The following is a 25,959-nucleotide window of genomic DNA, read 5'->3' on the forward strand; positions in this document are numbered from 1 at the left end:
TATTTAAGCTTTACGCACCTACTGTCTACGGCAAAACTATTATTTTTTATATCAACAAATGTTATATTAACATTTTTGTTTATCTGTGTCAACAGGATAATTATTCTGCTATTTTAGCTGGATTTATTTTTACTCCAGGTCCCATAGTAGAAGCTACTGATATACTTCTTAAGTATTGTCCTTTAGCAGCAGCTGGCTTAGCCTTAACTATAGCATCCATTAATGCAGCAAAGTTTTCAGCTAATTTTTCTCCACCGAAAGATACTTTACCTACAGTAACGTGTATTATGTTAGTCTTATCTAATCTGTACTCAACTTTACCTGCTTTTATTTCTTCTATAGCTTTAGCTACATCAAATGTAACTGTTCCTGATTTTGGGTTTGGCATTAAACCTTTTGGTCCTAATACTCTACCTAATCTCCCAACTACACCCATCATATCTGGAGTAGCAACAACTATATCGAAATCGAACCAGTTTTCACCTTGTATTTTTTGTACTAATTCTTCAGCACCTACAAAGTCTGCTCCTGCAGCTTTAGCTTCTTCAGCTTTTGGTCCTTTAGCAAAAACTAAAACTTTTTTAGTTTTACCAGTTCCGTGTGGTAATACAACCGCACCTCTAACTTGTTGATCCGCGTGTCTAGAGTCAACACCTAATTTTATATGAGCTTCAACAGTCTCATCGAATTTAGCATTAGCTATTTCAGAAACTAAGTTTAATGCTTCTTTAGCATCGTACATTCTAGTTCTATCAACTTTGCTTAATGCTTCTACATACTTTTTGCTTTTTTTAGCCATTTTATTTTCCTCCTCGTGGTTATTTTCGGTTTTAAAACCTCCCACTTCTATGCGAAGTGTCTAATTTAAAATTAGTCTTCTATAACGATACCCATACTTCTAGCAGTACCAGCTATCATGCTCATAGCAGCTTCTACTGATGCAGCGTTTAAGTCAGGCATTTTTAATTCAGCTATTTTTCTAACTTCATCAGATGATAAAGTAGCAACCTTCTTCTTGTTTGGTTCTCCTGAAGCTGAATCTAAACCAGCAGCTTTCTTTAATAATACTGCAGCTGGTGGAGTTTTTGTTATGAAACTGAATGATCTATCTTGATATACAGTTATAACAACTGGTATTATCATCCCAGCTTGATCTGCAGTTTTAGCATTGAATTCTTTAGTGAATCCCATTATGTTAACACCGTGTTGTCCTAATGCTGGACCAACTGGTGGTGCTGGAGTAGCCTTTCCTGCAGGTATTTGTAATTTTATTTGACCTATAACTTTTTTAGCCATTTTAATCGCACCTCCTCAGATTATTTACATATAAAAAATTATATTCTTTCTATACTATCAATGTCCATTTCAAATGGAGTCTTTTTATTAAAAGCATCCAAGAAAACAGTAACAGTTCTATTTTCCATATTGATTTTTTCTATAGTCCCTATTTTACCGCTGAATGGACCATTTTTGATTTCAACGTTGTCTCCAACCTCTAAATCAGTATCTCCATTAACAATTTTAGTAGACTCTAAATCAATACCCATAGCAATAACTTCGTCATCACTTAATGGTACCGGCTTTGAACCTGGTCCAACGAACCCTGTAACGCCCTTAGTATTTCTTACAATATACCAAGATTCGTCTGTTATAACCATTTTGATTAGCACATAACTTGGGTATACTTTTCTTTGTCTTGTTTTTTCCTTACCTGTTTTAGTAGTTTCTACTACATCTTCAGTAGGAACAACGACTTGAGTTATGCAATCTTCCATACCTCTAGTCTTTACAGCTTTTTCTATAGTAGCTTTAACCTTGTTTTCATGTCCTGAATAGGTATGAACTACATACCATTTTGCTTCTTGTAATTCTGACATTATTTTTCTCCTTTTTATCTACTTAGTATAAATGCTAGCGCACCAGATAAAGCAGTGTCTAATAGCCATACTAATATAGTGAACGAAATAACTACAGTTAAAACTATTCCTGTATTTTTCAGTAATTCCTTTTTTGTCGGCCACGTAACTCTTTTTAGTTCTTGCTTAGTGTCTTTTATGTAAGATACTAAACTAAATCTTTTTTTCTTGGCCATAACGCCATTATTTACCTGAGTAGCCATACTACACTCACATCCTTAATTAAAACTATTTTGTTTCTTTATGAGCAGTGTGTTTCTTACAGAATCTACAATATTTTTGTAATTCTATTCTGTCTGGATTATTCTTCTTGTTTTTAGTAGTGTTATAGTTTCTTTGCTTACATTCTGAGCATGCTAAAGTTACTTTTACTCTCATCTGTTACACCTCCAACTTTTATAAGTAAATATATTAAATAATATAATACTTTAATTTATTTAATTGAAGTATTATTACCTTCCAAATCATTACCTTGTATAAGTTATCACAAATTAATATGACTGTCAATGTTTTTGTACCTTCAATCTTTAAAAAAAGAGGAGGTTTCCCCCCTCTTAATCTATGAATAATTCTTTAATAAGAGATTATTCCATTATAGAAGCAACAACACCTGATGCTACTGTTCTTCCACCTTCTCTTATTGCGAATCTTAATCCCTCTTCAACACATATAGAGTTTATTAAGTCAACTTCTATAGTTACGTTATCTCCTGGCATTACCATTTCTATTCCTTCTGGTAACTTACAAGCTCCTGTTACGTCAGTTGTTCTGAAGTAGAATTGTGGTCTGTATCCATCGAAGAATGGAGTATGTCTTCCACCTTCTTCTTTTTTAAGAACGTATATCTCAGCCATGAATTTAGTGTGAGCTTTAACTGTTCCTGGCTTAGCTAATACTTGTCCTCTTTCTATTTCAGTTCTTTGAACACCTCTTAATAATGCTCCTATGTTATCTCCAGCTTCTGCTTGATCTAGTAATTTTCTGAACATTTCTACTCCAGTAACTACTATCTTTCTTGGTTCTTCTGAAAGTCCTACTACTTCTACTTCGTCTTGAACTTTTAATATACCTCTTTCAACTCTACCTGTAGCAACTGTTCCTCTACCTGTTATAGAGAATACGTCTTCTACTGGCATTAAGAAATCTTTATCAACATCTCTTTCTGGAGCTGGTATATATTCGTCTATTATTTCGAATAATTCTACTATCTTATCTCCCCAAGCTGAAGTTGGATCTTCTAAAGCCATTAAAGCTGATCCTCTTATTATTGGAGTGTCATCTCCTGGGAATTCGTACTCGTTTAATAAGTCTCTTATTTCCATTTCAACTAACTCTAATAATTCTTCATCGTCTACCATATCACATTTGTTTAAGAATACTACTATGTATGGTACACCAACTTGTCTTGATAATAATATATGCTCTCTTGTTTGAGGCATTGGTCCATCAGTTGCTGAACAAACTAATATAGCACCGTCCATTTGAGCAGCACCTGTTATCATGTTCTTAACGTAGTCAGCATGTCCTGGGCAGTCAACGTGAGCGTAGTGTCTGTTTGGAGTTTCGTACTCAACGTGAGCAGTTGATATTGTGATACCTCTTTCTCTTTCTTCTGGAGCTTTATCTATGTTAGCAAAGTCTACAGCTTCTCCTAATTGATATCTTTCGTGTAAAGTTTTTGTTATAGCAGCTGTTAATGTAGTTTTACCGTGGTCAACGTGACCTATTGTTCCTATATTAACATGTGGTTTACTTCTTTCAAATTTAGCTTTAGCCATTTTGAAATACCTCCTATTGTTATCTTATATAATTTTGCTTGTAATAAGCTTATGGTAAGTATTTTACTATTAATCATTTCTGTTTTCAAGATGTTTTTCCAATTTTCTCTTAACCCTTTGAAGAGCGTTATCTATTGACTTTACATCTCTATTTAATCTATCAGCTATGTACTGATATGACTTGCCATTTAGATATAATTCTAATACTTCTAATTCTAAATCACTTAACAGCTCGTCCATCTTTGATTGAATTCGCTTTAACTCTTCTTTGCTTATTATAAGTTCTTCCGGATCTGTTACTATACTAGTAGCTATAATATCTAAAAGAGTTCTATCTGATTCTTCATCATATATTGGTTTATTTAATGATATATACGAATTCAGCGGTATATGTTTTTGTCTCGTTGCTGTTTTTATAGCTGTTATTATTTGTCTTGTTATGCATATTTCCGCAAAACATTTAAAGGAATTTGTTTTACTTCCATCAAAATCCCTTACAGCTTTATAAAGACCTATCATTCCTTCTTGTATTATATCTTCTTTATCTGCACCTACCAAAAAATATGATTTTGCTTTCGCTTTTACAAAGTTTCTATACTTTATAATAATATACTCTAATGCTAGTTTATCCCCATTACTAGCTTTTAATACTATATTATACTCATCTTGTTGACTATTATCTAAAAATTCATATTCCTTTTCTTCTGCTATTGCCATTAAAATTTCTCCCCCTGTAAACAATCTCATAGATATATTATAGTCTAATAAACTTTGCTACTTCAACGCTTTCTACGAATGTTCTCAAGTTTCGACAATGTTTCCTTATCTAACCTATCTTCCAAGAAATTTCTTTGTATTTTTTTCTGTTGGCTATTAGCTCTCTCTTTTATCCTTTCCTTTGCAACATCTAAATCTAGTTTTAGTTCTCTTGCAGAAACTCTGCTAGCCCCTTTACCTAAAACAATTTGTTGCTCAGCATAGTCATTTGTAACTACCTTTACCTCATCATACTTAGATAGTGTACTTATAAATTTTTCTATATAACTATCTGCTGTCTGAAGTTCTTTTGTATAAACAATTGTTATATGCTTTCTATTTTCCACTTTTTCTTTAGAGTTTTTTATATTATAAGCATCAAACACTATTATTGCTTTTTTACCTGTAAACTCTGCATAATCAATTATATAATGTATAAGCTTTTCTCTCGAATCCTCTAAACTATATTTAGATATTTCTTTTAAATCATCCCATGCATTTATAATATTGTAACCATCTATTATTAAATAAGAATTTGTCTTTTTTCTCATTATGTTATTTTTTACCTGTTCTTTGTCTGAATATCTCGTATAAAAGAATTCCTCCAGCTACAGAAGCATTTAAAGATGTAACATTCCCTACCATAGGCATTTTAACTGTGAAATCACAGTTTTGTTTTACAAGCCTTGATATTCCAAATCCTTCACTTCCTATAACTAAACCTATTGGACCTGTAAGATTTTGTTCATAGAATGGTTGTCCATCCATATCTGCTGCAGCAATCCACAGACCTTCTTCTTTTAACTTCTTTATAGTATTTACTATATTGGTTACTTTACATACTGGCACATACTCTACTGCACCAGCTGATGCTTTTGCTACTGTTGGTGTTATGTGTACACTTCTTCTCTTTGGTATTATTACTCCATGAGCACCAACTGCATCTGCTGTTCTTATTATTGTCCCAAGATTATGCGGGTCTGTTATCTCATCTAATATTATAAAAAATGGATGTTCTGATTTTTCTTTAGCTGATTGGATTAACTCATCTAAATCATAGTATTTATATTCACTAACCTGTGCTATTACGCCTTGATGGGTGTGACTTGTACTTATTTCATCTAATTTATTTTTATCTACATATTGTATTACGATATTTTTTTCTTTTGCCATACCTATAATTTTCTTTATAGATCCTTCTTTTGCAGAGTTAGATATCATTATTTTATCTATCTCTCTATTACTTTTTATTGCCTCTATAACTGGATTTCTTCCTTCTATATTTGCCAATTCTTTCACCGCCTATTTTGTTCTTTATAATTACCTATATATTATAATGTTTTATTTATAACTACTATTATACATCATTTACAAAAAAAAGCATTGTCATTTAATTAAGACAATACTTTTTAACTAATTTTATTTCATATTATTTTCTACAATTTCTAAACCTTTAGATATTATATACTTTAGCCTACTTATCTCCTCATTTAAATATAAATACCCTATTAATGCCTCAAATCCAGTAGAATGCTTATAATCTATAATATCTGCATTTTTAGGAGATGTATGAGATTTTTGATTTCTTCCTCTTTTATAAATTCTCATTTCATCTTCACTTAATTCATTCTCTATTTCATGTATAATAGTTGCTTGCGCTTTTGCATTAACATATTTTATAGCACTTTTATGAAGGTCATTAACTTTTTTATTTATATTTTTTCTTATTAAGTACTCTCTTACATAAGATTCATATACAGTGTCTCCTAAATAAGCTAATACTAGTGGTGATATAGTAATTAATTCTGATCTATCCATGATTATATCCTTTTCCACTTAACACCTTGTCTTGTATCTTCTAAGACAATACCTTTATCTAATAATTCTTGTCTTATTTCATCCGCTAATTGATAATTTTTATTTTTCTTAGCTTCTGTTCTTTTTTGTATTAAGCTTTCTATCTCTTCATCTAGTATATCATCTTTTTTCTTATTTACTATATTTAATACAGAAGTTAATTCATTAAATTCATCTAAACATTTATTAGCAAATTCTAATGATGAATTTTCATTAATATTTGAATTTATAAACTTGGCTAATTCAAATATAACACTTATAGCATCTGCTGTATTTACATCATCATCCATAGAGTTTATAAATTTACTTCTAAATCCATCTAATTCTGTTGCTAGTTTTAATTCACCTTGTGTCATATTAGATTCTTTTAAATTACTTATAGTAAATTCTAATTTTTCTTTAGTATTATACAATCTATCTAAACCTGCTTTTGCTTGATTTAACATCTCATCACTAAAGTTAACTGGATTTCTATAATGAGCTGATAACATAAAGAACCTTACAATTTCTAAATCATATAATTTAGATATATCTCTTACTGTAAAGAAGTTTCCTTTTGATTTACTCATTTTTTCATTATTTATATTTATATATCCATTATGTATCCAGTAATTAGCAAAAGTTTTTCCACTTCTAGCTTCACTCTGAGCTATCTCATTTTCATGATGTGGGAAAGTTAAATCTTGGCCTCCTGCATGTATATCTATCGTTTCTCCTAAGTATCTATTAGACATAACAGAACATTCTATGTGCCATCCTGGTCTACCTTCACCCCAAGGACTTTGCCATCCTGGTTCTCCTTCTTTTTTTGCCTTCCAAAGTACAAAATCCATAGGATGTCTTTTTTGATCGTTTACTTCTATTCTAGCACCCGCTTCTAATTCATCTTGTTTTTGTCCTGAAAGCTTTCCATAACCTTCAAACTTTTTAGTATCAAAGTATACATCTCCGTTCACTTCATATGCATACCCTTTATCTTCTAGTTCTTTAACAAAATCTATTATTTGTTGTATATTATCTGTAACTTGTGGGTGTACAGATGCTCTCTTTATTCCTAATCCATCAGAATCTACAAAATATTCATTTATATATTTCTTCGCAACTTCTTCTGGAGATATTCCCTCTTCATGACCCCTTTTTATAATTTTATCATCTACATCTGTAAAGTTTTGCACATAAGTTACATCATAGCCTCTATATTCTAAATATCTTCTTAATGTATCAAATATAATAAAAGGTCTTGCATTTCCTATATGTATATAATTATAAACCGTAGGTCCACATACATACATCTTTACCTTTCCTTCCTCAATAGGAACAAACTCTTCTTTCTGCCTAGTCATTGTATTATATAATTTCACACTCATCACCTCACTATATTGTTATAAATTCCCATAACACAATAATTATATACTATATTATAATTGAAAACACTTACAATTAATAGTATTACTATTATATCCAGCTATTCTATAAAAAATATTCAGTATTACCTATCTAAGAATAAAACTTTATTGCTTACACATTCTTCGAAAGTATCATTACTTACTATATTTTTATTTTTTAACAGTTCTAATGCTTCTATGTAATCCTCACAAAGTTGTTCTAACTCTTTTTTAACATCTTCTATATTATTATACATAGTACCCCCTTGTTTTTAAACAAACCAATTTATTTAATATTTTTAAATTATTAAAACCTATTTATTATTAATTTTCTTAATTAACATATAATTTATATATTAAATTTTAATAATAAAACTCCTCTACTATCATATATAAATATTTCCTCCAAATAATTACATATAAAAAAGCCCACCGCTATGCAGTGGACTTTTTTTAACTATAATATATTATTTTTTACATAAGTTAATCTATTTAAGCAAATTTCTTTTCCTAAAACTTCCATAGTTTTTGGTAAATCCGGTCCATGCATTTGACCAGTTAAACTTATTCTTGACCCCATAAATAAATTTTTACCTTTTATTCCATGCTCTTTTTGTATTTCTTTGAACATAGCTTTTACAAATGCCTCATCTAATACTTCTGCATTAGATATTTTTTCTTCTAATGCATTTACTAACGTCGGTATATGCTCTAACTTTAAGAAATCTTCACATTCCTCAGTTTCTAACTCTACCTTATCTCCAAAGAATATTGAAGCGTGGTCAGTTACTTCTTTTACATATTGTAATTTTTCTTTTAGCACTGATACCATACCTTTTAAGAAGTCATATTTTTCTTTGGCTTCTTCTTCTGTAACAAATCCAGCTTCAACTAAGAATGGTATAGCTAAGTCTGTTAAGTAAGCATCATCCGCTTCTTTTATATAATGTTGGTTAACCCAATTTAATTTTTCAGTGTCAAATACTCCACCACTCTTAGATACTCTCTCTACCGAGAATGCTTTCTCTAATTCTTCCATAGTGAATAATTCTTGATTATCTTCTGGAGACCATCCAACTAATGCAACATAGTTTATTAGTCCTTCTGGTAAGTATCCCTTTTTCTTGAAATCTTCAACTGCAACATCACCATGTCTTTTACTTAATTTTTTCTTTTCTTTGTTAAGTATATTTGGTAAATGTACAAATGTTGGAGCTTCCCATCCAAATGCTTCATATAAATAAACATGCTTTGGAGTTGAAGAAACCCATTCTTCTCCTCTTATTACATGAGTTATTTTCATTAAATGGTCATCAACTACAACTGCAAAATGGTAAGTTGGGAAACCATCAGTTTTTATTAAAACTTGATCATCTAAATCATTAGTATTAAATTCAGTTTCTCCTCTAACTAAGTCAGTGAATTTTATTACATGATTTTCTGGCAATCTTAGTCTTATTACATAAGGTATACCAGCTGCTATCTTTTCTTCGATTTCTTCTTTTGATAAATCTCTACAGTGACCATCATATTTTGGAGTTTCTCCAGCTTCTTTTTGTTTTTCTCTTACTTCATCTAACCTTTCTTTTGAACAGAAGCAGTAGTAAGCTTTTCCGCTATCTAATAACTCTTGTATGTATTCTTTATATATATCTAATCTTTCTGATTGTATATATGGACCATATTCACCTTTTTGAACTATGTTTCCATTTTCATCTAACATAACACCTTCACTGTGGTTAACTCCACCCCAGCTCATTGCATTTAACATGTTTTCTATAGCACCTTCAACTAATCTAGTTTGATCAGTATCTTCAACTCTTAATATGTATTCTCCGCCCATTTTTTTTGCAAATAAGTAGTTATATAAAGCAGTTCTTAAACTACCTATATGTACAAATCCAGTTGGACTTGGAGCAAATCTTACTCTTACGCTCATCTCTTTACCTCCTGATTATTTTCATACATCTTTTATAATATCAAAAAACGTCTATATATTGTATTTTTATTTTATCCAAATGACTAAAAAGGAATCCTTTTGTGGATAATTAGATTTTAAATCAATTTAAGATAGTATATATATCCACATATACATAGAATTATTAACATATACAGTGGATTATATATACTATCTTATTTATTATCCTAATTTAACATTATTTTTTATAAATTCAGCTTCTACTTTAGATTTTATTTCATCTAATCCTATAACTTCTTTATCTTGGCTATTTCTTAACTTAAATTCAACTTTTCCATCTACTATATCTTTACCTACAGTAATTCTCATTGGTATACCTATTAATTCAGAATCCTTGAACTTAACTCCAGCTCTTTCATCTCTATCATCTAATAGCACTTCTACGCCAATAGCTTTTAACTCTTCATATATTTTTTCAGCATTTTCTCTATGTTCATCTTTTTTAATGTTTACAGGAACTACTACTACATGATATGGAGCTATAGCTAAAGGCCAAATTATACCATTTTCATCATGATGTTGTTCTATTACAGCAGCTGCAGTTCTTTCTACACCAATTCCGTAACATCCCATTACTATTGGTTGAGATTTACCATTGTTATCTAAGAACGTAGCTCCCATAGATTCTGAGTATTTAGTTCCTAATTTGAATATGTGTCCAACTTCAACACCTCTAGCAACTTCTAAAGCGCTACCACACTTTGTACACTTGTCACCTTCATTAACGTTTCTAAAGTCTCCAACTGTACCTTCAAAGTCTCTTCCATAGTTAGCATTTTCTATGTGGTATTCAGTCTTATTAGCACCTATTACTACATTTTTTTGATCTACTACTTCTTGGTCTATTAATAAGTAATCAGTCTTTATTCCTATTGGTCCAGCAAATCCAACTTCAGCGCCTGTTACTTCTCTTATAGTTGTTTCGCTAGCAAGCTCAAACTCTACAGCTCCACCTATAGCATTAGCAACCTTAGTTTCATTAACATCTCTGTCTCCTCTTACTACTACTGCTACAGATTTTCCATCAGCATAGTATATTAAAGTTTTTGCAAACTTACCTGCATCTTCTTTGAAGAATTCTACTAATTCGTCTATTGTATGAACTCCTGGAGTATGAACTTCCTTCATTTCTTTCATTTCTTCATTTGAAGCTTCATGATTTACTGAAGTTGCTTTTTCTATATTAGCAGCATAGTCACATCCTGAACAGAATACTATCTCATCTTCTCCAACTTCTGATTTAACCATAAACTCAGCTGAAGCTGATCCACCCATTGCTCCTGAATCAGCTTGAACTGGGCTGTTTTCTAATTCACATCTAGCAAATATATTTGTATATGCTTCAAACATATCTTGATATGACTTATCTAATCCTTCTTGATCTACATCGAAACTATATGCATCTTTCATTGTGAAAGTTTTAGTTCTCATAACACCAAATCTAGGTCTTCTTTCATCTCTATATTTTACTTGTATTTGATATAAATTTAATGGAAGTTGCTTATAAGATGTAACTTCTTGTCTTACTAAATCAGTAAAAACTTCTTCATGAGTTGGACCCATACAGTAACTTCTTTCGTTTCTATCTTTTAATCTAAACATTTCTGGTCCCATTACATTCCATCTACCAGACTCTTTCCATAACTCAGATGGTATAAGACCTGAACATAGTATTTCTTGAGCACCTTTAGCATTCATTTCTTCTCTTATTATATTTTGTATCTTATTAAAAACTCTTATACCCATAGGTAATTGGTTATACACTCCTGAAGCCATCTTTCTTATCATCCCTGCTCTTAACATTAACTGATGACTTGTTATTTCTGCATCAGATGGAACTTCTTTTAATGTTGGCATTAACATCTTTGACATTCTCATTTTACATTTCCTCCTTGGTTAAATATTCATTCTTAAAATTTAAATACAAAAAAACCTTCCGTCTCTATAATAAATATAGAGACGGAAGGTTAGCTTTCCGCGGTACCACTCTAATTAGCCATAAGGCTCCCTTAAGTAGGATATAACGCTCCAAAACGTAAGAACTTGTTACTGTTCTTAAGCTAGAAGACTGGTTCAAAAACTTCCTCTTAGAAACTCTCAGCCACGTTTCCTCTCTGTAAAGATTTCATCTTTTACTATTTCTTCATAATTGCATTTTATATTATTAACTATGGTATTTACTTTTATCAAATAATCTATTCATAATAATATATTATTTAATATTACTTGTCAACTTTTACAATAGTACATACACTTTGTGCTGCTATACCTTCTTTAGCTCCAGTAAATCCTAAACCTTCTTCTGTTGTTGCTTTTACATTTATGTTATCTATATCTGTATCTAACGCTTTAGCGAAATTTTCTCTCATTTTTTGAATATGAGGTGCCATTTTAGGACTTTGAGCTATTATTGTGCAATCTACATTATTTATTTTATAACCTTTATTCTTTATTAAATTATTTACAAACTCTAACAATTTTATACTATCAGCACCTTTATATTTTTCATCATTATCCGGGAAATGCTTACCAATATCCCCTAAAGCAAGTGCTCCTAATATCGAATCCATAACTGCATGAGTTAAAACATCAGCATCTGAGTGACCTAATAATCCTTTTTCATGTGGAACATTCACTCCACCTATAATTAACTTTCTATTTTCTACTAATTTATGAACATCATATCCTATTCCTATTCTCATATTATACCTCCTATATAATTATACATGTTTTTGTAAGTTTAAAATTTGTTCTCCAATTCCTATATCTTCTGGACTAGTAATTTTTATATTATCATATGAACCCATTATCATTGTAACTTGTTGTCCAATTTTCTCAACAAGCATAGAATCATCCGTACCGTAATAATCATGCTTATAAGCTTCTTCATATGCTCTCATAATAAGTTTATATTCAAAACTTTGTGGTGTTTGAGCTGACCATAAATTTTCTCTGTTAGGTGTATCTTTTATACTTCCATCATCAACGAATTTAATCGTATCTTTTACAGGCATTCCCACTACAACAGCTTTCTTCTCCCTTGCAACTTTAATAGAATTATTTATTATTCTCTCACTTACAAAAGGCCTTGCTCCATCATGTATTAAGACTATTTCACACCTACTATCTATAAGCTTTAGACCATTATATATTGAATCTTGTCTTTCTTTGCCTCCATAGGCTATTTTTATATTTTTAAAACTATATCTATCTATAATTTTATCCTTAAAAAATTCTTCTTCTTCTTTTTTTATACATACAATAATTTCATCTATATTTTCATTTTTATAAAAAGTTTCTATAGTGTGAGCTATTATTTCCTTTTCATTTAACTTTATAAATTGCTTATTAATACCCATATTCATTCTTTTGCCGCTTCCAGCAGCTACAATTATAACGCTATTCATTATTCCACCTCTTAAATTCTTACTATTCAAGCATTCTTCTCTGATTCATTATATCCTAAATGACCTTTTCTTTAAAATATAATCTTTATTAGTTTTATCATTTATTTTCTTATTAAAAAAAGAGTTATACTAAGAATTTCTCCAATAACTCTTAATATAACTCCTTTTTAATATAATTAATTTTTAGGTTTTCCAAATATCATTCTTCCTGCTGGTGTTTGAAGTACAGATGTAACTAAAACTCTTATAGTTTCACCCATATGCTTTCTACCACCATCTACAACTATCATGGTACCATCATCTAAGTATGCTATACCTTGATTAGCTTCTTTACCTTCTTTTACAACCTGAGCTACCATTTCTTCTCCAGGTATTGCAACTGGTTTTATTGCATTTGCTAACTCATTTATATTTAATACTTCAACGCCTTGAAATTGAGCCACTTTGTTTAGATTATAATCATTTGTAACTACCTTACCACCTAAAACTTGAGCTAATTTTAATAATTTACTATCAACTTCAGGAATATCATCAAAGTCTGTTTCACTTATTTCAACTTCTATATCCAACTCTTTTTGAATAATATTTAATATATCAAGTCCTCTTCTTCCTCTAACTCTTTTTAAGTCATCTGAAGAGTCTGCTATATGTTGTAATTCATTTAAAACAAACTTAGGTATAATTAATTTACCTTCTATAAATCCAGTTTTACAGATATCAGCTATTCTTCCATCTATAATTACACTAGTATCTAATACTTTTACAGGTATACCTTTATTAACTTCTTTTTTGCCACTTTTATCTTTTATGCTATTTGATAATCTAGCAAGCTTATTTATATTAAATAAATCATCTCTACTTTTAAGAGCTATTCTTATTCCTAAATATCCCATGAATATGTACGTTATTAATGCTAAAACTCCATTTATTAATGGTATTCTTACTATTGTATTTATTAATCCAACTATTAAGTATGCAATAACTAAACCAATTATAAGACCTATAGCTCCTAATAATATATCTGTTTGAGGATACTTTGACATTTCAGTATCCAATATTTTTACTAATTCTTTAGTTTTATTTACAACCCAAGGTTCTAACTTATAAAACACAAATCCTAATATTGCTCCTACACCAATCGATGCTATATATCCATATACTATATTTCCAAATTTTAAAAATTCGATATTTTCCATTAACGCTAAGTATGTAGCAAATCCTAATACAAAACCGGCAATTCCTATGAGTGCCCTTATTATTCTTCGTATCAAAATTTCACCCCCTAGTTATCTATTTAATATCTTCATTATATTCTAACTTATTTCTTTTATTCAATAACAAAGTTGTAACATCTTTTATATATGCCTATCTAATAATACTAACTGCTGCATTTTTATAAGTCCATTTTTTATATAAGTCGCTCTTATTTCTCCTATACCTTCTACCTCATCAAGCTCTTCAATTGAAGCTCTTACAATTTCCTGGAAATTATCAAAATAATTAACTAAATTTTCAATTATTGTTGCAGGTAATCTGTGTATCTTATTAAGTATTCTGTATCCTCTAGGTCTTATTGCCATATCCATACTTTCAGAGAATCCACTGTATCCTAATATCCTAGCCATATTTGCTAAGTCTATAAGTTCTTCATCGCTTAAGCTTCTCATTTTTTTATTAAAGTCTGTAATTCCTAAATCTTCTCTCTTGTAATCCTTGAATATAAGCTTCTGATCTATTCTAGCTGTACCCATTAACTCTTCTAATTGCATGCTTACTAAATTACCTTCTACACCTAATTCTATCACATAATTCTCTATTATGTTAGTAATTCTCATAACCATTTCCATCTTTTGTATAACTAAAGCAACATCATAAATAGTAACTAAATCCTTAAATTCTAATGCATTAAGACTTATTACAGCCTGATCTAAAACAGCCTTATACTTTTCTAAAGTTTGTATTGCTTGATTAGCTTTTGTAAATATTTTAGATATTTCTTCCACTACATATTTGTATTCACCTTGATAAACAGTTATTATATTTCGTCTTTGTGAAATTGCTATAACAATAGCCCCTGTTTGCTTAGCCACTCTTTCCGCTGTTCTATGTCTAGTTCCTGTTTCCGATGTAGGAATTGAGTAATCTGGTATAAGTTGCGCATTCGCATATAATATCTTTTTAGTATCTCCACTAATAACTATAGCACCATCCATTTTTGCTAACTCATAAACATATGCTGGAGAGTATTCTGCATTTATGGCAAATCCACCATCTACAACATCCATTATTTCTTCATTTGTAGCAATTACTATAAGACCACCAGTTTTAGCCTTTAAAACATTGTCCAGTCCTTGTCTCAGTTGTGTTCCTGGAGATATCATTTTTAATGCTTGTAATATTTCTTTATTGCTTAGGAAATTATCCATTACTATCTATTCCCCCCTAGCACTATATTAATAGCTTGTCTTAAATTATCTACAGGAATAATATCTATCCCTGTTACTTCTTTAACTGCATCATAATTATTTCTAGGAATAATTATCTTTTTAAAACCTAGCTTTTTACACTCTGCAATTCTTTTTTCTATAAAGCTAACTGCTCTTACCTCTCCTGTTAACCCAACTTCTCCCGTTACCACTACGTCTTCTGATACTGGTATATTCCTAAAGCTAGATGCTACCGCAAGTATTATTCCCATATCTATAGAAGGTTCATTAATCTTTATTCCTCCTACAACATTTATATACACATCTTGATTTTGTATTTGTAGACCTACACGCTTTTCAAGTACTGCTAACAACAAGGCTACTCTATTAAAATCAACTCCTGTAGCTGTTCTTTTGGCTATTCCAAAACTAGTTGGAGATACTAATGCTTGTAATTCCAATAACATTGGTCTTGTACCTTCTACAGTAGATATAATTACTGATCCTGCAACGTCTTTTGGTTTTTCAGATATTAATACTTTTGATGGATTATCAAGCTCTACTAATCCTAAATCTCTCATCTCAAATACTCCTAGCTCATTAGTAGATCCAAATCTATTTTTTACAGCCCTAACTAATCTATAAGTATTGTATCTTTCCCCTTCAAAATATATTACAGTATCAACCATATGCTCTAATAACTTAGGACCTGCTAAAGATCCTTCTTTTGTTACATGTCCAACTACAAAAGTAGATATACCCATTTTTTTAGAAATTTTCATAAACTTAGCAGTACCTTCTTTAATCTGACTAACAGTCCCTGGCGCTGAAGCAATTTCTGGGCTATATACTGTTTGTATTGAGTCTACTATGATTAAATCCGGACTTATTGTATCTAGGTTTGCTTCTATTATACTTAAGTTATTTTCTGCAAATATATATAAATTATCGGAATTAATTCCTAATCTTTTTGCTCTCATCTTAATTTGAGACTCAGATTCTTCTCCTGATATATATAAAACTTTTCTTCCTGCATTTGCTACATTACTTGATACTTGAATTAAAAGAGTTGATTTACCTATTCCAGGGTCTCCTCCTACAAGTACCAATGATCCTTTTACAATTCCTCCACCAAGAACTCTATCTAATTCTGCTATCTCTGTAGAAAATCTTTCTTCTTCTTTAGTTTCTATAGCATTTATATTCACAGGCTTTGATGAAGATTTATCTATAATAAAAACTTCTTTTCTTGAATTCTTTTGTTCTATTTCTTCTACAAATGTATTCCATTTTGTGCATTCTGGACATTTTCCCAACCATTTACTAGTTTCATATCCACACTCTTGACATACATATTTTGTTCTAATTTTTGCCATTTTTTAAATCACCCTTAATTTACTATTGTACTATATAATTTTAACATTTGCATGGAATAATATGTAAATGTATTTAAATTTTTTTTACAAAAATAGAGGAGTTTTACTCCTCTTATTATATTACTACTATTTTGTGACAAAAACCACTTTATTATTTTTAATTGTTGCTATTACAGAGTTTCCTTTTTTTATCTCACCTTTCAATATTGCTTCAGATAACTGATCCTCTAATTCTTTTTGTATTGCTCTTTTTAGTGGTCTTGCACCATACTCTAAATCTATACCTGCTTTAGCTATTAAACTTATTGCATCTTCTTTCATTTCTAAATTAATTTCCATATTTTCTAATCTTTTAATTACTTTATCTGCCATTAATACTACGATTTTAGCTATATGTTCTTCACTTAATGCGTGGAATACAATTATATCATCTATTCTATTTAAAAATTCAGGTCTAAATTGTTTCTTTAACTCAACCATTATGCATTCTTTCATTTTCTCATACTCATCTTTTGATTTTTCATTATCGCTTATTGTACTAAATCCTAGAGTTTTTTGATGCTTAATTTTAGTTGCCCCAACATTAGATGTCATTATTATAATTGTGTTTTTAAAATCAACAGATCTACCTTTAGAGTCTGTAAGTCTTCCTTCATCTAATATTTGTAATAATATATTAAAAACATCTGGATGGGCTTTTTCTATTTCATCAAATAACACTACAGAGTATGGTTGCTTTCTTACCTTTTCAGTTAATTGACCACCATCATCATGACCTATATATCCAGGAGGAGAACCTATCATCCTTGATACTGAATGTTTTTCCATATATTCTGACATATCAATTCTTATAATTTGATTTTCATCTCCAAAATGGGCTTCTGCTAAAGCTTTACTTAATTCGGTTTTACCAACCCCTGTTGGGCCTAAGAATAAAAATGAGCCAATTGGTCTGTTTGGATCCTTTAAACCTGCTCTTGATCGTCTTATCGCCTTAGAAATTGAATTTACAGCTTCATTTTGTCCAACAACTCTTTTGTGCAATATTTCCTCTAGGTGTAATAATTTTTCAGCTTCTTCTTCTACTATTTTATTTACAGGTATTCCAGTCCATAAACCAACAACTTCGGCTACTACATCTGCATCTACTAAGTCATAATTCTTAGAAGATGCGTTTCTCCAATCTCTTTTTACATTTTCTAGTTTTCGTTTTAGTTTACCTTCTTCATCTCTAATTTTAGCTGCTTCTTCAAAATCTTGGCCTCTTATAGCTTCTTCTTTTTCTTTATCTATATTTTTTATTTTATCTTCTAATTCTTTTATACTTATTGGCGGTGTATTTTCTTTTAGTCTAACCTTAGATGCTGCCTCATCAATTAAATCTATTGCTTTGTCTGGTAAAAATCTATCTGTAATATATCTGATTGATAAATCTACAGCTGCCTCTATTGCTTCATCACTTATCTTTACTTTATGGTGTGCTTCATATTTATCTCTTAATCCTTTTAAAATATCTATACTATCTTCTTTACTTGGTTCATTTATTAATATCGGTTGAAATCTTCTTTCTAAGGCCGCATCTTTTTCTACATGCTTTCTATATTCGTCAATCGTAGTTGCTCCTACAATTTGTATATCTCCTCTTGATAAAGTTGGTTTTAATATATTTGATGCATCTATTGAGCCTTCACCTGTGGCTCCAGCCCCTATCATTGTATGCATCTCATCTATAAATAGTATTATACTACCATTCTTAATTACTTCATCTACAACTTGCTTTACTCTCTCTTCAAATTCACCTCTATATTTGGCTCCTGCTAGTAATGATCCCATATCTAGTGTATATAATAACTTATTTCTTAAATTTTCAGGAACATTTCCATGTGCAATGTTTAATGCTAAACCTTCTACCACTGCTGTTTTACCTACACCGGGGTCTCCTATAAGAACAGGATTATTTTTTGTCCTTCTGCTTAATATTTGAATTATTCTTTGTATTTCCTTTTCTCTACCTATGACAGGATCTAACTTATTCTGTTTAGCGAATAAAGTTAAATTTTTTCCATACTTATCTAATAACTTAGATGATGGAACCTCCTCATTATTTGTATAACTAACTTCATTGCTAACTTGGACTGAGTATGATTCTATTCCCATCATCTCTATTATTAATTGAACTATGTCTCTCTGACTTATTCCAGAATAATTTAATATTTTTATACCTATACCTTCACCTTCTTGAGCAATTGCTAATAATATATGTTCTGTGCCTATATAGTTTGTTTTTAATTTATTAGCAAACATACCTGAAAGCTCTAGTATTTGCTTAGTTCGTGGACTTAATGTTACTTCTTCCGTTACTGCATCATTTTTACCTTCTAATTCAATAATCTTTGCTTCTAAGTATTCTTCAGTCACACCTAATTTTGTAAGTACTTTAGCCGCTATACCTTCCTGTTCTTTTAGAAGGCCCAAAAGTATATGCTCACTTCCTACTACTTTATTCCCTAACTTTTTAGCTGAATCTATTCCTAAATCAATTGCAGCTTTAGCTCGTTGAGTAAATCGATTGAAGTACATATATCTTTACCTCCTTCTATATTAGATTTAGATATACTTATACTATATGCATCTACTATTAATTATCTGTCTGTACTAAAAAAATAATTTGAAATATTCTAGTCATTAGCAAAAATATTTATGCTAATGACTAGAATATTTATATATTTACTTTCTTATTACTTCATATAAATATATCTAAATAAATAGTATTAGTGTACTTTAGCATTTGCACTTGATATTATCTTCTCAGCAATAGAGTCTGGAACTTCTTCATACTTTTCTAGCTCCATTTCAAAATATCCCCTACCTTGAGTCATTGATCTTAGATCTATCGCATATTTAAATGTTTCTGCCTGTGGAGCTTCTGCATATATGATTTGTTTGCCTCTATTATCAGGCTCCATTCCTAATATCTTACCTCTTCTTTTACTTATATCTCCCATCACATCTCCCATATATTCTTCTGGAATAGTAATTTTTAATTTCATTATTGGTTCTAGTAAAATAGGTTCTGCTTCTTCCATTCCTTTTTTGAACGCTATATTAGCTGCCATTTTAAATGCCATTTCTGAAGAGTCTACATCATGATAAGATCCATCATAAAGGGTTGCTTTTATATTAGTAACAGGGAATCCAGCTAAAATACCTTTCATCATAGAGTCTCTTAAACCCTTTTCAACTGCTGGTATATATTGTTTTGGAACAGATCCACCAAAAATTTCTTCTCCAAATTCAAAGTCTTTATTTCCTCTTTCAAATTTAATCTTTACATCACCATACTGTCCATGACCTCCAGATTGTTTTTTATGTTTACCTTGAACATCCGCAGATCCTTTAATTGTTTCTCTATATGCTACTTTAAGGTCATCTAATTCAACATCTACTCCAAACTTTTCTCTCATTCTATTCTTCACAGTATTTATGTGAAGCTCTCCTTGCCCTCCTATAAGGGCTTGTTTAGTTTCTGAATTTCTATACCAACTTATAGTAGGATCTTCTTCGACTATTTTATTTAATGCTGCACTTATTTTTTCCTCATCACCTTTATTTTTAGGTACTATAGCATAATATATTTGAGGTTTTGGTAAATTAATTTTTTCTAGTGGTTCACCTTCCTTGTTAATAGATAAAGTATCCCCAGTTTGTAATGAGTTTAGTTTAGTTAAAACTACTATATCTCCACATTCTGCCTTATCAATTTCTTCTAAATCTCCATTTTTTATAATATATAACGTGTCTATTTTTTCTTTTATTGATTTATTTACATTATATACATCTATACCTGATACTATTTCTCCACGAGTTACTTTTAAATATGATATCTTACCTTTAAATGGGTCTACTATTGTTTTAAATATGATCCCTTCAAATCCACCAGCATTACTTTTATACTTAGGATTTAAGTAAGAAGATACTGTTTCTAAAATTTCTTTAGTTCCTATATTGTGTATAGTTGAACCACAAATTACAGGTATTATATCTCCTCTTTGCATCCCAATTGTAATTCCTTTTTGAATCTCTAATGATGTTAATTCTTCTCCACTAAAGTATTTGTCTAGAATTTCGTCATCTGTTTCAGCGATTAATTCCATTAATGCATCTTTTACAGTTAGTGCTTCTGTTTTAAATTCATTCTCTAAATCATCCATACTCTCAAAAATATTATGTAGTCTAATAAATTTTTTGTCTTTGTATATAGGTATTATCATAGGTATTACTTTATTTCCATACTTATCTCTTAACATTGCTATTGCATCTTTATATCTTGCTTTTTCATTATCTATCTTATTTATAAACATTATCTTAGGAATATTTTCTGTTAGTTCTAATGACTTTTCTGTTCCAACCTGAATAGGAGTGGTAGCATCTATCACTATAACAGCTGCATCACTTGCTCTAAGAGATGATATAACTTCTCCAGTAAAATCAAAATATCCCGGAGTGTCTAATAGATTAAACTTATAATCGCCATACTCAACAGGTACTAAATTCATTCTATAAGTCATATTAGTTTTATCGGTTAAATTAGGTATTTTTTTTGTTAGATTTGATGTATATGATATTGCTTCAATTAAGTTTGTTTTTCCACATCCACTATGTCCCAATATTGCTATATTTCTTAACATGTTACTATCATATATTTTCATATAGGCACCTACCTTTTTTAATTTATACAAAATCTTATTTAAAATATTTTATTAAATAATTTAAAATTTTTGTATTTGCAGGTGGTGAATTTATTTAAATGATATAACATTCCCGCTATACGCCTTAACCTTAATTAAAATATATTTATTAGTATCCTCATAAAGAATTATTCACTTTATAGTATATATTTATCCTGTTTTTATTTAGTTATTTAACGTAAAGCTCTATATTTCCTGAGAAATAAGTAGAATTAAAATATTAATAATTAGTTATTTATATTAAATACTATTCTACTAATTATATAAAAATCATTTTTTTATAGTAAAAACTCTATATAGAATCCAATGCTTAATCTATATAGAGTTTTTAATTGCTACTCCATTTCAATCAATAACTGAGAATCCCCTACTATGTCATTTTCACTTACCTTAATTGATTTTATCTTTCCATTTGCTCTAGATACTATATTAGTTTCCATCTTCATAGCTTCTATAATTATCAGTGGTTCATGTTCTTTTACTTCATCTCCTTCTTCAACTAATATTTTTATAACCTTACCAGGAATACTTGCTCCTATTTGTAATGGATTATCAATATCTGCCTTTATAACTTGGTTTATTTCTCCAGAGAAATTGTTATCTTTAATTTCTATCTTTCTAGACATTCCATTTAACTCAAATAATACTGTTCTGTACCCATTCTCTTTTACTTTACCTATTCCCATTAATTTAATACTTAGGACTTTACCTTCTTCTATTTCAACATCACATTCTTCACCTCTATTTAAGCCATGAAAAAACACTTCACTATCTAATTTAGAAATATCACTATATTCTTGAAAATGCTTTAAGTAATCTTCATATACTCTAGGATATAACGAATAGCTTAGCGCGTTTCTTATATTGGATTTTATATTAAATTTTTTATCTAAATATCTTTTTTTATTTATAAAGTCAAATTTTGGTATTAATAAACCAGGTCTAACATTTATAGATTCTTCTCCTTTTAAAACCACTTTTTGTAATTCTTTAGGTATACCACCCTCTGGTTGACCTATCATTCCTTTACAGAAATCCACTACTGAATCTGGAAATGATAGCTTTTTACCTTCTTCTATTATGTTATCTTTTGTTAAATTATTTTTAGTCATAAATATTGCTAAATCACCAACTACTTTTGATGATGGGGTTACCTTTATTATGTCACCAACTACTTCATTAGCCTCTTTATATTTTTCTTTAACTTCTTCAAATCTACCCACTAATCCTAGGCTATCAGCTTGAGGTTTTAAATTAGAATATTGACCACCAGGTATTTCATATTCATATATTTCTGAACAAGAATTTGACAACCCGCTTTCAAATCGTTTGTATAATTTTCTTAAATCAGCATAATAGTTTCCAATTTCTCTATACCCATATAAATCAATATTTGTATCCCTCTCTGTAAATTTAAGTGCTTCTACTATAGCATTTAATGATGGCTGACTTGTAAGACCCGACATAGTTTCTAATGCTCCATCAACTATATCTACACCTGCTTGTGATGCCATTAAACATGTTGCCACACCATTTCCACTTGTATCGTGTGTATGAAGGTGTATAGGTGCTTTAACATTTTCTTTTAAAGCCTTTATTAGTATATACGCAGCTTGTGGTTTAAGTAGTCCTGCCATATCTTTAATACAGATTATATCTGATCCTAATGCTTCTAGTTCTTTAGCCATTTTTATATAATACTCTAAATCATATTTAGTTTTTTCTAGATTTAGAACATCGCCGGTATAACATATACTTGCCTCAACAATTTTTCCAGTATTTAAAGCTGTATCTATTGACAACTTCATATTCTCTACCCAGTTTAGTGAATCAAATATTCTAAACACATCTATACCTTGCCTTGCTGACTCTTTTAAGAATTCTTTTATTACATTATCTGGATAATTAGTATATCCAACTCCATTAGAAGCTCTAAATAACATTTGAAACATTATATCAGGTATTTCTTTTCTTAGTTTTTGTAATCTTATCCATGGAGATTCATTTAAAAATCTATAAGCAACATCAAATGTAGCTCCTCCCCACATCTCTAATGAAAATAGATCTTTCATATATTCATTTGTAGGATGTGCTACTTGTAAAAAATCATATGTTCTAAACCTAGTTGCAAGTAATGATTGATGAGCATCTCTCATCGTAGTATCAGTTAATAATAATTTCTTTTCATTCTTTATTTTTTCTATATAATTATCTTTTCCTAGTCTATCAAATAAATTTTTGCTACCTTCTATTTTAGGTATATTATCTTTAATATGAGGTTTATGAATCTGATCAAATACTGGCTTTTCTTTGCATTTATTATCATTTACTACTATATTTCCAATAAATTGTAATAATTTCGTTCCCCTATCTTTTCCCTTCTTTATTTCAAATAACTCTGGATTTTCATCTATAAATTTAGTACTACACTTACCTTCTTTAAATATAGGATTTTTTAATACATTATTTAAAAATCCTATATTTGTTTTAACACCCCTTATTCTTATTTCTTTTATAGATCTAATCGTCTTGTTAATAGCACCTTGAAACGTTCTATCGAAAGATATTGTCTTTACAAGTAAACTATCATAATATGGGCTTATTTCAGCACCTGTAAATCCATTTCCACCATCTAACCTTATCCCGAATCCTGATCCTGTTCTATATACTTGAATTTTACCTGTATCAGGCATAAAGTTATTCTCTGGATCTTCAGTTGTTATTCTTGCTTGTATTGAGTACCCCATTAACTTAACATCATCTTGGGATTTTATATTAATTTTATCGCTATCTAATCTATAACCTTGGGCTATAAGTATTTGGCTTTGTACTATATCTATACCTGTAACCATTTCTGTCACAGTATGTTCAACCTGTATTCTAGGATTCATCTCTATGAAATAGTATTTTCCACTAGAATCTACTAAAAATTCTAATGTTCCAGCATTAATATAGCCTACATGCTTAGCTATCTTCAAAGCATCATTACAAATACTATCTCTAAGCTCTTTTGCTAAGGAAAAAGCTGGTGCATACTCTATTATCTTTTGGTGTCTTCTTTGTACAGAGCAATCTCTTTCATGAAGGTGTACAATATTTCCGTATTTATCTCCTAGTATTTGAACTTCTATATGCTTTGGATCAACAACATATTTTTCTATAAATATAACATCTTCGCCAAAAGCCTTTCTAGATTCGCTACATACAGTTTGATATTCAAACTCTATTTTATCTTCATTATAAACAACCCTCATGCCTCTTCCGCCACCACCATTAGAGGCTTTTAACATAACTGGATATCCAATTTGTGCAGCTACTTCCTTAGCTTCTTTTGCACTTTCTATAGGTTTATTAATTCCAGGTATAGTCGGAACATTTACTTCTTTAGCTATTTTTTTTGAATTTATCTTATCTCCCATCATATTCATTATTTCTGCAGTTGGACCGATAAATGTTATGCCATTTTCTTCACATTTACGTACAAATTCAGGATTTTCAGATAAAAAACCATATCCAGGGTGTATAGCATCAACATTCTTACTTTTAGCAAGCTCTATTATTCCATCCATATCTAAGTAAGCATCAACTGGACCTTTTCCTTCACCTATCATATATGATTCATCTGCTTTTGTTCTAAATAAGCTATATTTATCTTCTTTACTGTATATTCCCACACTTTTTATACCTAACTCAGAACATGCCCTAAATACTCTTATAGCAATCTCTCCTCTATTCGCTACTAATACTTTCTTAAATCCTTTCAGCATAATATTCCCCCTTATTATAATCTTTAATAATATTAAAGATTATAATCTAAATTTACAGAATTTTGAATATAATCATTCAACTTCCTTAATTAATAATATAAATTTGTAAAAGTAAATAACTTTAAGTTTGCATCTTTTTAAAATACCTATATATATTTAAGTATATTTAACGATAATAAAATTTTGATTTTATTTAATAAACTATAAAAGTTTATATTTTTTACTAATTTAAAAATAAGAAGATAGTATATGTATAATTTATATGACATGAAAATAAAAAAAATTAAAAAAGAGAGGTAATTTCCTCTCTTTTTTAATGATTATTTAAATATAATAAAAAAGATTACGTGGCTACGTCTTACTCTCCCGGGAGGTTGCCCTCCGAGTACCATCAGCGCTAAAGAGCTTAACTTCTGTGTTCGGAATGGGAACAGGTGTATCCTCTTTGCTATAATAACCACATAATCTTTCGATTAACTTATATTAAGTTTTAGAGTTAATACTCTAAAAACTGCATATCATTTATTGATTTATCATTTAAATTTATTGGTCAAGTCCTCGACCT

General features: G+C 30.0%; 22 protein-coding genes, 1 rRNA gene and 2 other annotated features (1 of these 25 cut by a window edge). All 23 genes read right to left on the reverse strand.

Annotated features, from left to right (window positions below; genetic code table 11):
- Positions 1-49: a sequence feature (ribosomal protein L10 leader region), on the reverse strand (it extends 81 nt beyond the left edge of the window).
- A gap of 51 nt (positions 50-100) precedes the next feature.
- Positions 101-799 (reverse strand): 50S ribosomal protein L1, encoded by a 699-nt coding sequence (rplA, locus tag I2A66_RS14660; RefSeq protein WP_122641124.1) that lies wholly within the window; start codon positions 797-799, stop codon positions 101-103.
- A gap of 71 nt (positions 800-870) precedes the next feature.
- Positions 871-1,296 carry a 50S ribosomal protein L11 gene (gene rplK, locus I2A66_RS14665; protein WP_122641123.1) on the reverse strand — a complete coding sequence of 142 codons (426 nt, stop codon included), beginning with the start codon at positions 1,294-1,296 and terminating at the stop codon, positions 871-873.
- A 38-nt stretch (positions 1,297-1,334) separates the two neighbouring features.
- Positions 1,335-1,877, reverse strand: coding sequence for a transcription termination/antitermination protein NusG (nusG, locus tag I2A66_RS14670; RefSeq protein ID WP_122641122.1), 543 nt, complete (start codon positions 1,875-1,877; stop codon positions 1,335-1,337).
- 14 nt (positions 1,878-1,891) lie between these two features.
- On the reverse strand, positions 1,892-2,119 hold the full coding sequence (secE, locus tag I2A66_RS14675; protein ID WP_122641121.1) for a preprotein translocase subunit SecE: 228 nt from the start codon (positions 2,117-2,119) through the stop codon (positions 1,892-1,894).
- Positions 2,120-2,144: 25 nt separating this feature from the next.
- Complete coding sequence (rpmG, locus tag I2A66_RS14680) at positions 2,145-2,294, reverse strand: 50S ribosomal protein L33 (protein WP_122641120.1); 150 nt, start codon at positions 2,292-2,294, stop codon at positions 2,145-2,147.
- Positions 2,295-2,500: 206 nt separating this feature from the next.
- Positions 2,501-3,694 (reverse strand): elongation factor Tu, encoded by a 1,194-nt coding sequence (gene tuf, locus I2A66_RS14685; protein ID WP_122641119.1) that lies wholly within the window; start codon positions 3,692-3,694, stop codon positions 2,501-2,503.
- Between the two features lie 69 nt (positions 3,695-3,763).
- Complete coding sequence (gene sigH / locus I2A66_RS14690) at positions 3,764-4,411, reverse strand: RNA polymerase sporulation sigma factor SigH (protein ID WP_147516908.1); 648 nt, start codon at positions 4,409-4,411, stop codon at positions 3,764-3,766.
- 62 nt (positions 4,412-4,473) lie between these two features.
- Positions 4,474-5,001, reverse strand: coding sequence for an NYN domain-containing protein (locus I2A66_RS14695; protein WP_122641117.1), 528 nt, complete (start codon positions 4,999-5,001; stop codon positions 4,474-4,476).
- Between the two features lie 4 nt (positions 5,002-5,005).
- The gene (gene rlmB / locus I2A66_RS14700) at positions 5,006-5,740 is read right to left on the reverse strand and encodes a 23S rRNA (guanosine(2251)-2'-O)-methyltransferase RlmB (protein ID WP_164489096.1); all 735 of its coding nucleotides are present in this window, start codon (positions 5,738-5,740) and stop codon (positions 5,006-5,008) included.
- Positions 5,741-5,869: 129 nt separating this feature from the next.
- Positions 5,870-6,268 carry a Mini-ribonuclease 3 gene (locus I2A66_RS14705; protein WP_147516907.1) on the reverse strand — a complete coding sequence of 133 codons (399 nt, stop codon included), beginning with the start codon at positions 6,266-6,268 and terminating at the stop codon, positions 5,870-5,872.
- Between the two features lie 2 nt (positions 6,269-6,270).
- The gene (gene cysS / locus I2A66_RS14710; protein ID WP_147516906.1) at positions 6,271-7,668 is read right to left on the reverse strand and encodes a cysteine--tRNA ligase; all 1,398 of its coding nucleotides are present in this window, start codon (positions 7,666-7,668) and stop codon (positions 6,271-6,273) included.
- A 128-nt stretch (positions 7,669-7,796) separates the two neighbouring features.
- Positions 7,797-7,949, reverse strand: coding sequence for a hypothetical protein (locus tag I2A66_RS14715; protein ID WP_164489094.1), 153 nt, complete (start codon positions 7,947-7,949; stop codon positions 7,797-7,799).
- Positions 7,950-8,149: 200 nt separating this feature from the next.
- A complete protein-coding gene (gene gltX, locus I2A66_RS14720) occupies positions 8,150-9,631 on the reverse strand; it encodes a glutamate--tRNA ligase (protein ID WP_147516905.1) in 1,482 nt (493 codons plus the stop codon).
- 201 nt (positions 9,632-9,832) lie between these two features.
- Positions 9,833-11,548, reverse strand: a complete 1,716-nt coding sequence (locus I2A66_RS14725) for a proline--tRNA ligase (RefSeq protein ID WP_147516904.1) — start codon at positions 11,546-11,548, stop codon at positions 9,833-9,835.
- 74 nt (positions 11,549-11,622) lie between these two features.
- Positions 11,623-11,829 (reverse strand) — a binding site (T-box leader).
- A 63-nt stretch (positions 11,830-11,892) separates the two neighbouring features.
- Positions 11,893-12,372 (reverse strand): 2-C-methyl-D-erythritol 2,4-cyclodiphosphate synthase, encoded by a 480-nt coding sequence (gene ispF / locus I2A66_RS14730; RefSeq protein WP_122641111.1) that lies wholly within the window; start codon positions 12,370-12,372, stop codon positions 11,893-11,895.
- Positions 12,373-12,390: 18 nt separating this feature from the next.
- Positions 12,391-13,077 carry a 2-C-methyl-D-erythritol 4-phosphate cytidylyltransferase gene (gene ispD / locus I2A66_RS14735; RefSeq protein ID WP_122641110.1) on the reverse strand — a complete coding sequence of 229 codons (687 nt, stop codon included), beginning with the start codon at positions 13,075-13,077 and terminating at the stop codon, positions 12,391-12,393.
- A gap of 176 nt (positions 13,078-13,253) precedes the next feature.
- Positions 13,254-14,348, reverse strand: coding sequence for a PIN/TRAM domain-containing protein (locus I2A66_RS14740; protein WP_147516903.1), 1,095 nt, complete (start codon positions 14,346-14,348; stop codon positions 13,254-13,256).
- Positions 14,349-14,432: 84 nt separating this feature from the next.
- Positions 14,433-15,503, reverse strand: a complete 1,071-nt coding sequence (disA, locus tag I2A66_RS14745) for a DNA integrity scanning diadenylate cyclase DisA (RefSeq protein ID WP_122641108.1) — start codon at positions 15,501-15,503, stop codon at positions 14,433-14,435.
- Between the two features lie 2 nt (positions 15,504-15,505).
- Entirely contained in the window at positions 15,506-16,879 is a 1,374-nt protein-coding gene (radA, locus tag I2A66_RS14750) for a DNA repair protein RadA (protein WP_122641107.1), read from the reverse strand.
- 126 nt (positions 16,880-17,005) lie between these two features.
- A complete protein-coding gene (locus tag I2A66_RS14755) occupies positions 17,006-19,459 on the reverse strand; it encodes an ATP-dependent Clp protease ATP-binding subunit (protein ID WP_195251911.1) in 2,454 nt (817 codons plus the stop codon).
- Positions 19,460-19,650: 191 nt separating this feature from the next.
- The gene (locus tag I2A66_RS14760) at positions 19,651-21,588 is read right to left on the reverse strand and encodes an elongation factor G (RefSeq protein ID WP_195251912.1); all 1,938 of its coding nucleotides are present in this window, start codon (positions 21,586-21,588) and stop codon (positions 19,651-19,653) included.
- Between the two features lie 374 nt (positions 21,589-21,962).
- Positions 21,963-25,394, reverse strand: coding sequence for a pyruvate carboxylase (locus I2A66_RS14765; protein WP_122641104.1), 3,432 nt, complete (start codon positions 25,392-25,394; stop codon positions 21,963-21,965).
- A 345-nt stretch (positions 25,395-25,739) separates the two neighbouring features.
- Positions 25,740-25,856, reverse strand: a 5S ribosomal RNA gene (gene rrf / locus I2A66_RS14770).
- Positions 25,857-25,959: the final 103 nt, after the last annotated feature.

This window comes from Romboutsia sp. 1001713B170207_170306_H8, assembly GCF_015550495.1.
Classification (GTDB): Bacteria; Bacillota; Clostridia; order Peptostreptococcales; family Peptostreptococcaceae; genus Romboutsia_E.

Excerpts from the sequence above, each read along its gene's own strand:
- rplA (WP_122641124.1), bottom strand. The coding sequence starts at position 799 with ATGGCTAAAAAAAGCAAAAAGTATGTAGAAGCATTAAGCAAAGTTGAT.
- rplK (WP_122641123.1), bottom strand. The coding sequence starts at position 1,296 with ATGGCTAAAAAAGTTATAGGTCAAATAAAATTACAAATACCTGCAGGA.
- nusG (WP_122641122.1), bottom strand. The coding sequence starts at position 1,877 with ATGTCAGAATTACAAGAAGCAAAATGGTATGTAGTTCATACCTATTCA.
- secE (WP_122641121.1), bottom strand. The coding sequence starts at position 2,119 with ATGGCTACTCAGGTAAATAATGGCGTTATGGCCAAGAAAAAAAGATTT.
- rpmG (WP_122641120.1), bottom strand. The coding sequence starts at position 2,294 with ATGAGAGTAAAAGTAACTTTAGCATGCTCAGAATGTAAGCAAAGAAAC.
- tuf (WP_122641119.1), bottom strand. The coding sequence starts at position 3,694 with ATGGCTAAAGCTAAATTTGAAAGAAGTAAACCACATGTTAATATAGGA.
- sigH (WP_147516908.1), bottom strand. The coding sequence starts at position 4,411 with ATGGCAATAGCAGAAGAAAAGGAATATGAATTTTTAGATAATAGTCAA.
- I2A66_RS14695 (WP_122641117.1), bottom strand. The coding sequence starts at position 5,001 with ATGAGAAAAAAGACAAATTCTTATTTAATAATAGATGGTTACAATATT.
- I2A66_RS14705 (WP_147516907.1), bottom strand. The coding sequence starts at position 6,268 with ATGGATAGATCAGAATTAATTACTATATCACCACTAGTATTAGCTTAT.
- I2A66_RS14715 (WP_164489094.1), bottom strand. The coding sequence starts at position 7,949 with ATGTATAATAATATAGAAGATGTTAAAAAAGAGTTAGAACAACTTTGT.
- gltX (WP_147516905.1), bottom strand. The coding sequence starts at position 9,631 with ATGAGCGTAAGAGTAAGATTTGCTCCAAGTCCAACTGGATTTGTACAT.
- I2A66_RS14725 (WP_147516904.1), bottom strand. The coding sequence starts at position 11,548 with ATGAGAATGTCAAAGATGTTAATGCCAACATTAAAAGAAGTTCCATCT.
- ispF (WP_122641111.1), bottom strand. The coding sequence starts at position 12,372 with ATGAGAATAGGAATAGGATATGATGTTCATAAATTAGTAGAAAATAGA.
- ispD (WP_122641110.1), bottom strand. The coding sequence starts at position 13,077 with ATGAATAGCGTTATAATTGTAGCTGCTGGAAGCGGCAAAAGAATGAAT.
- disA (WP_122641108.1), bottom strand. The coding sequence starts at position 15,503 with ATGGATAATTTCCTAAGCAATAAAGAAATATTACAAGCATTAAAAATG.
- radA (WP_122641107.1), bottom strand. The coding sequence starts at position 16,879 with ATGGCAAAAATTAGAACAAAATATGTATGTCAAGAGTGTGGATATGAA.
- I2A66_RS14755 (WP_195251911.1), bottom strand. The coding sequence starts at position 19,459 with ATGTACTTCAATCGATTTACTCAACGAGCTAAAGCTGCAATTGATTTA.
- I2A66_RS14760 (WP_195251912.1), bottom strand. The coding sequence starts at position 21,588 with ATGAAAATATATGATAGTAACATGTTAAGAAATATAGCAATATTGGGA.
- I2A66_RS14765 (WP_122641104.1), bottom strand. The coding sequence starts at position 25,394 with ATGCTGAAAGGATTTAAGAAAGTATTAGTAGCGAATAGAGGAGAGATT.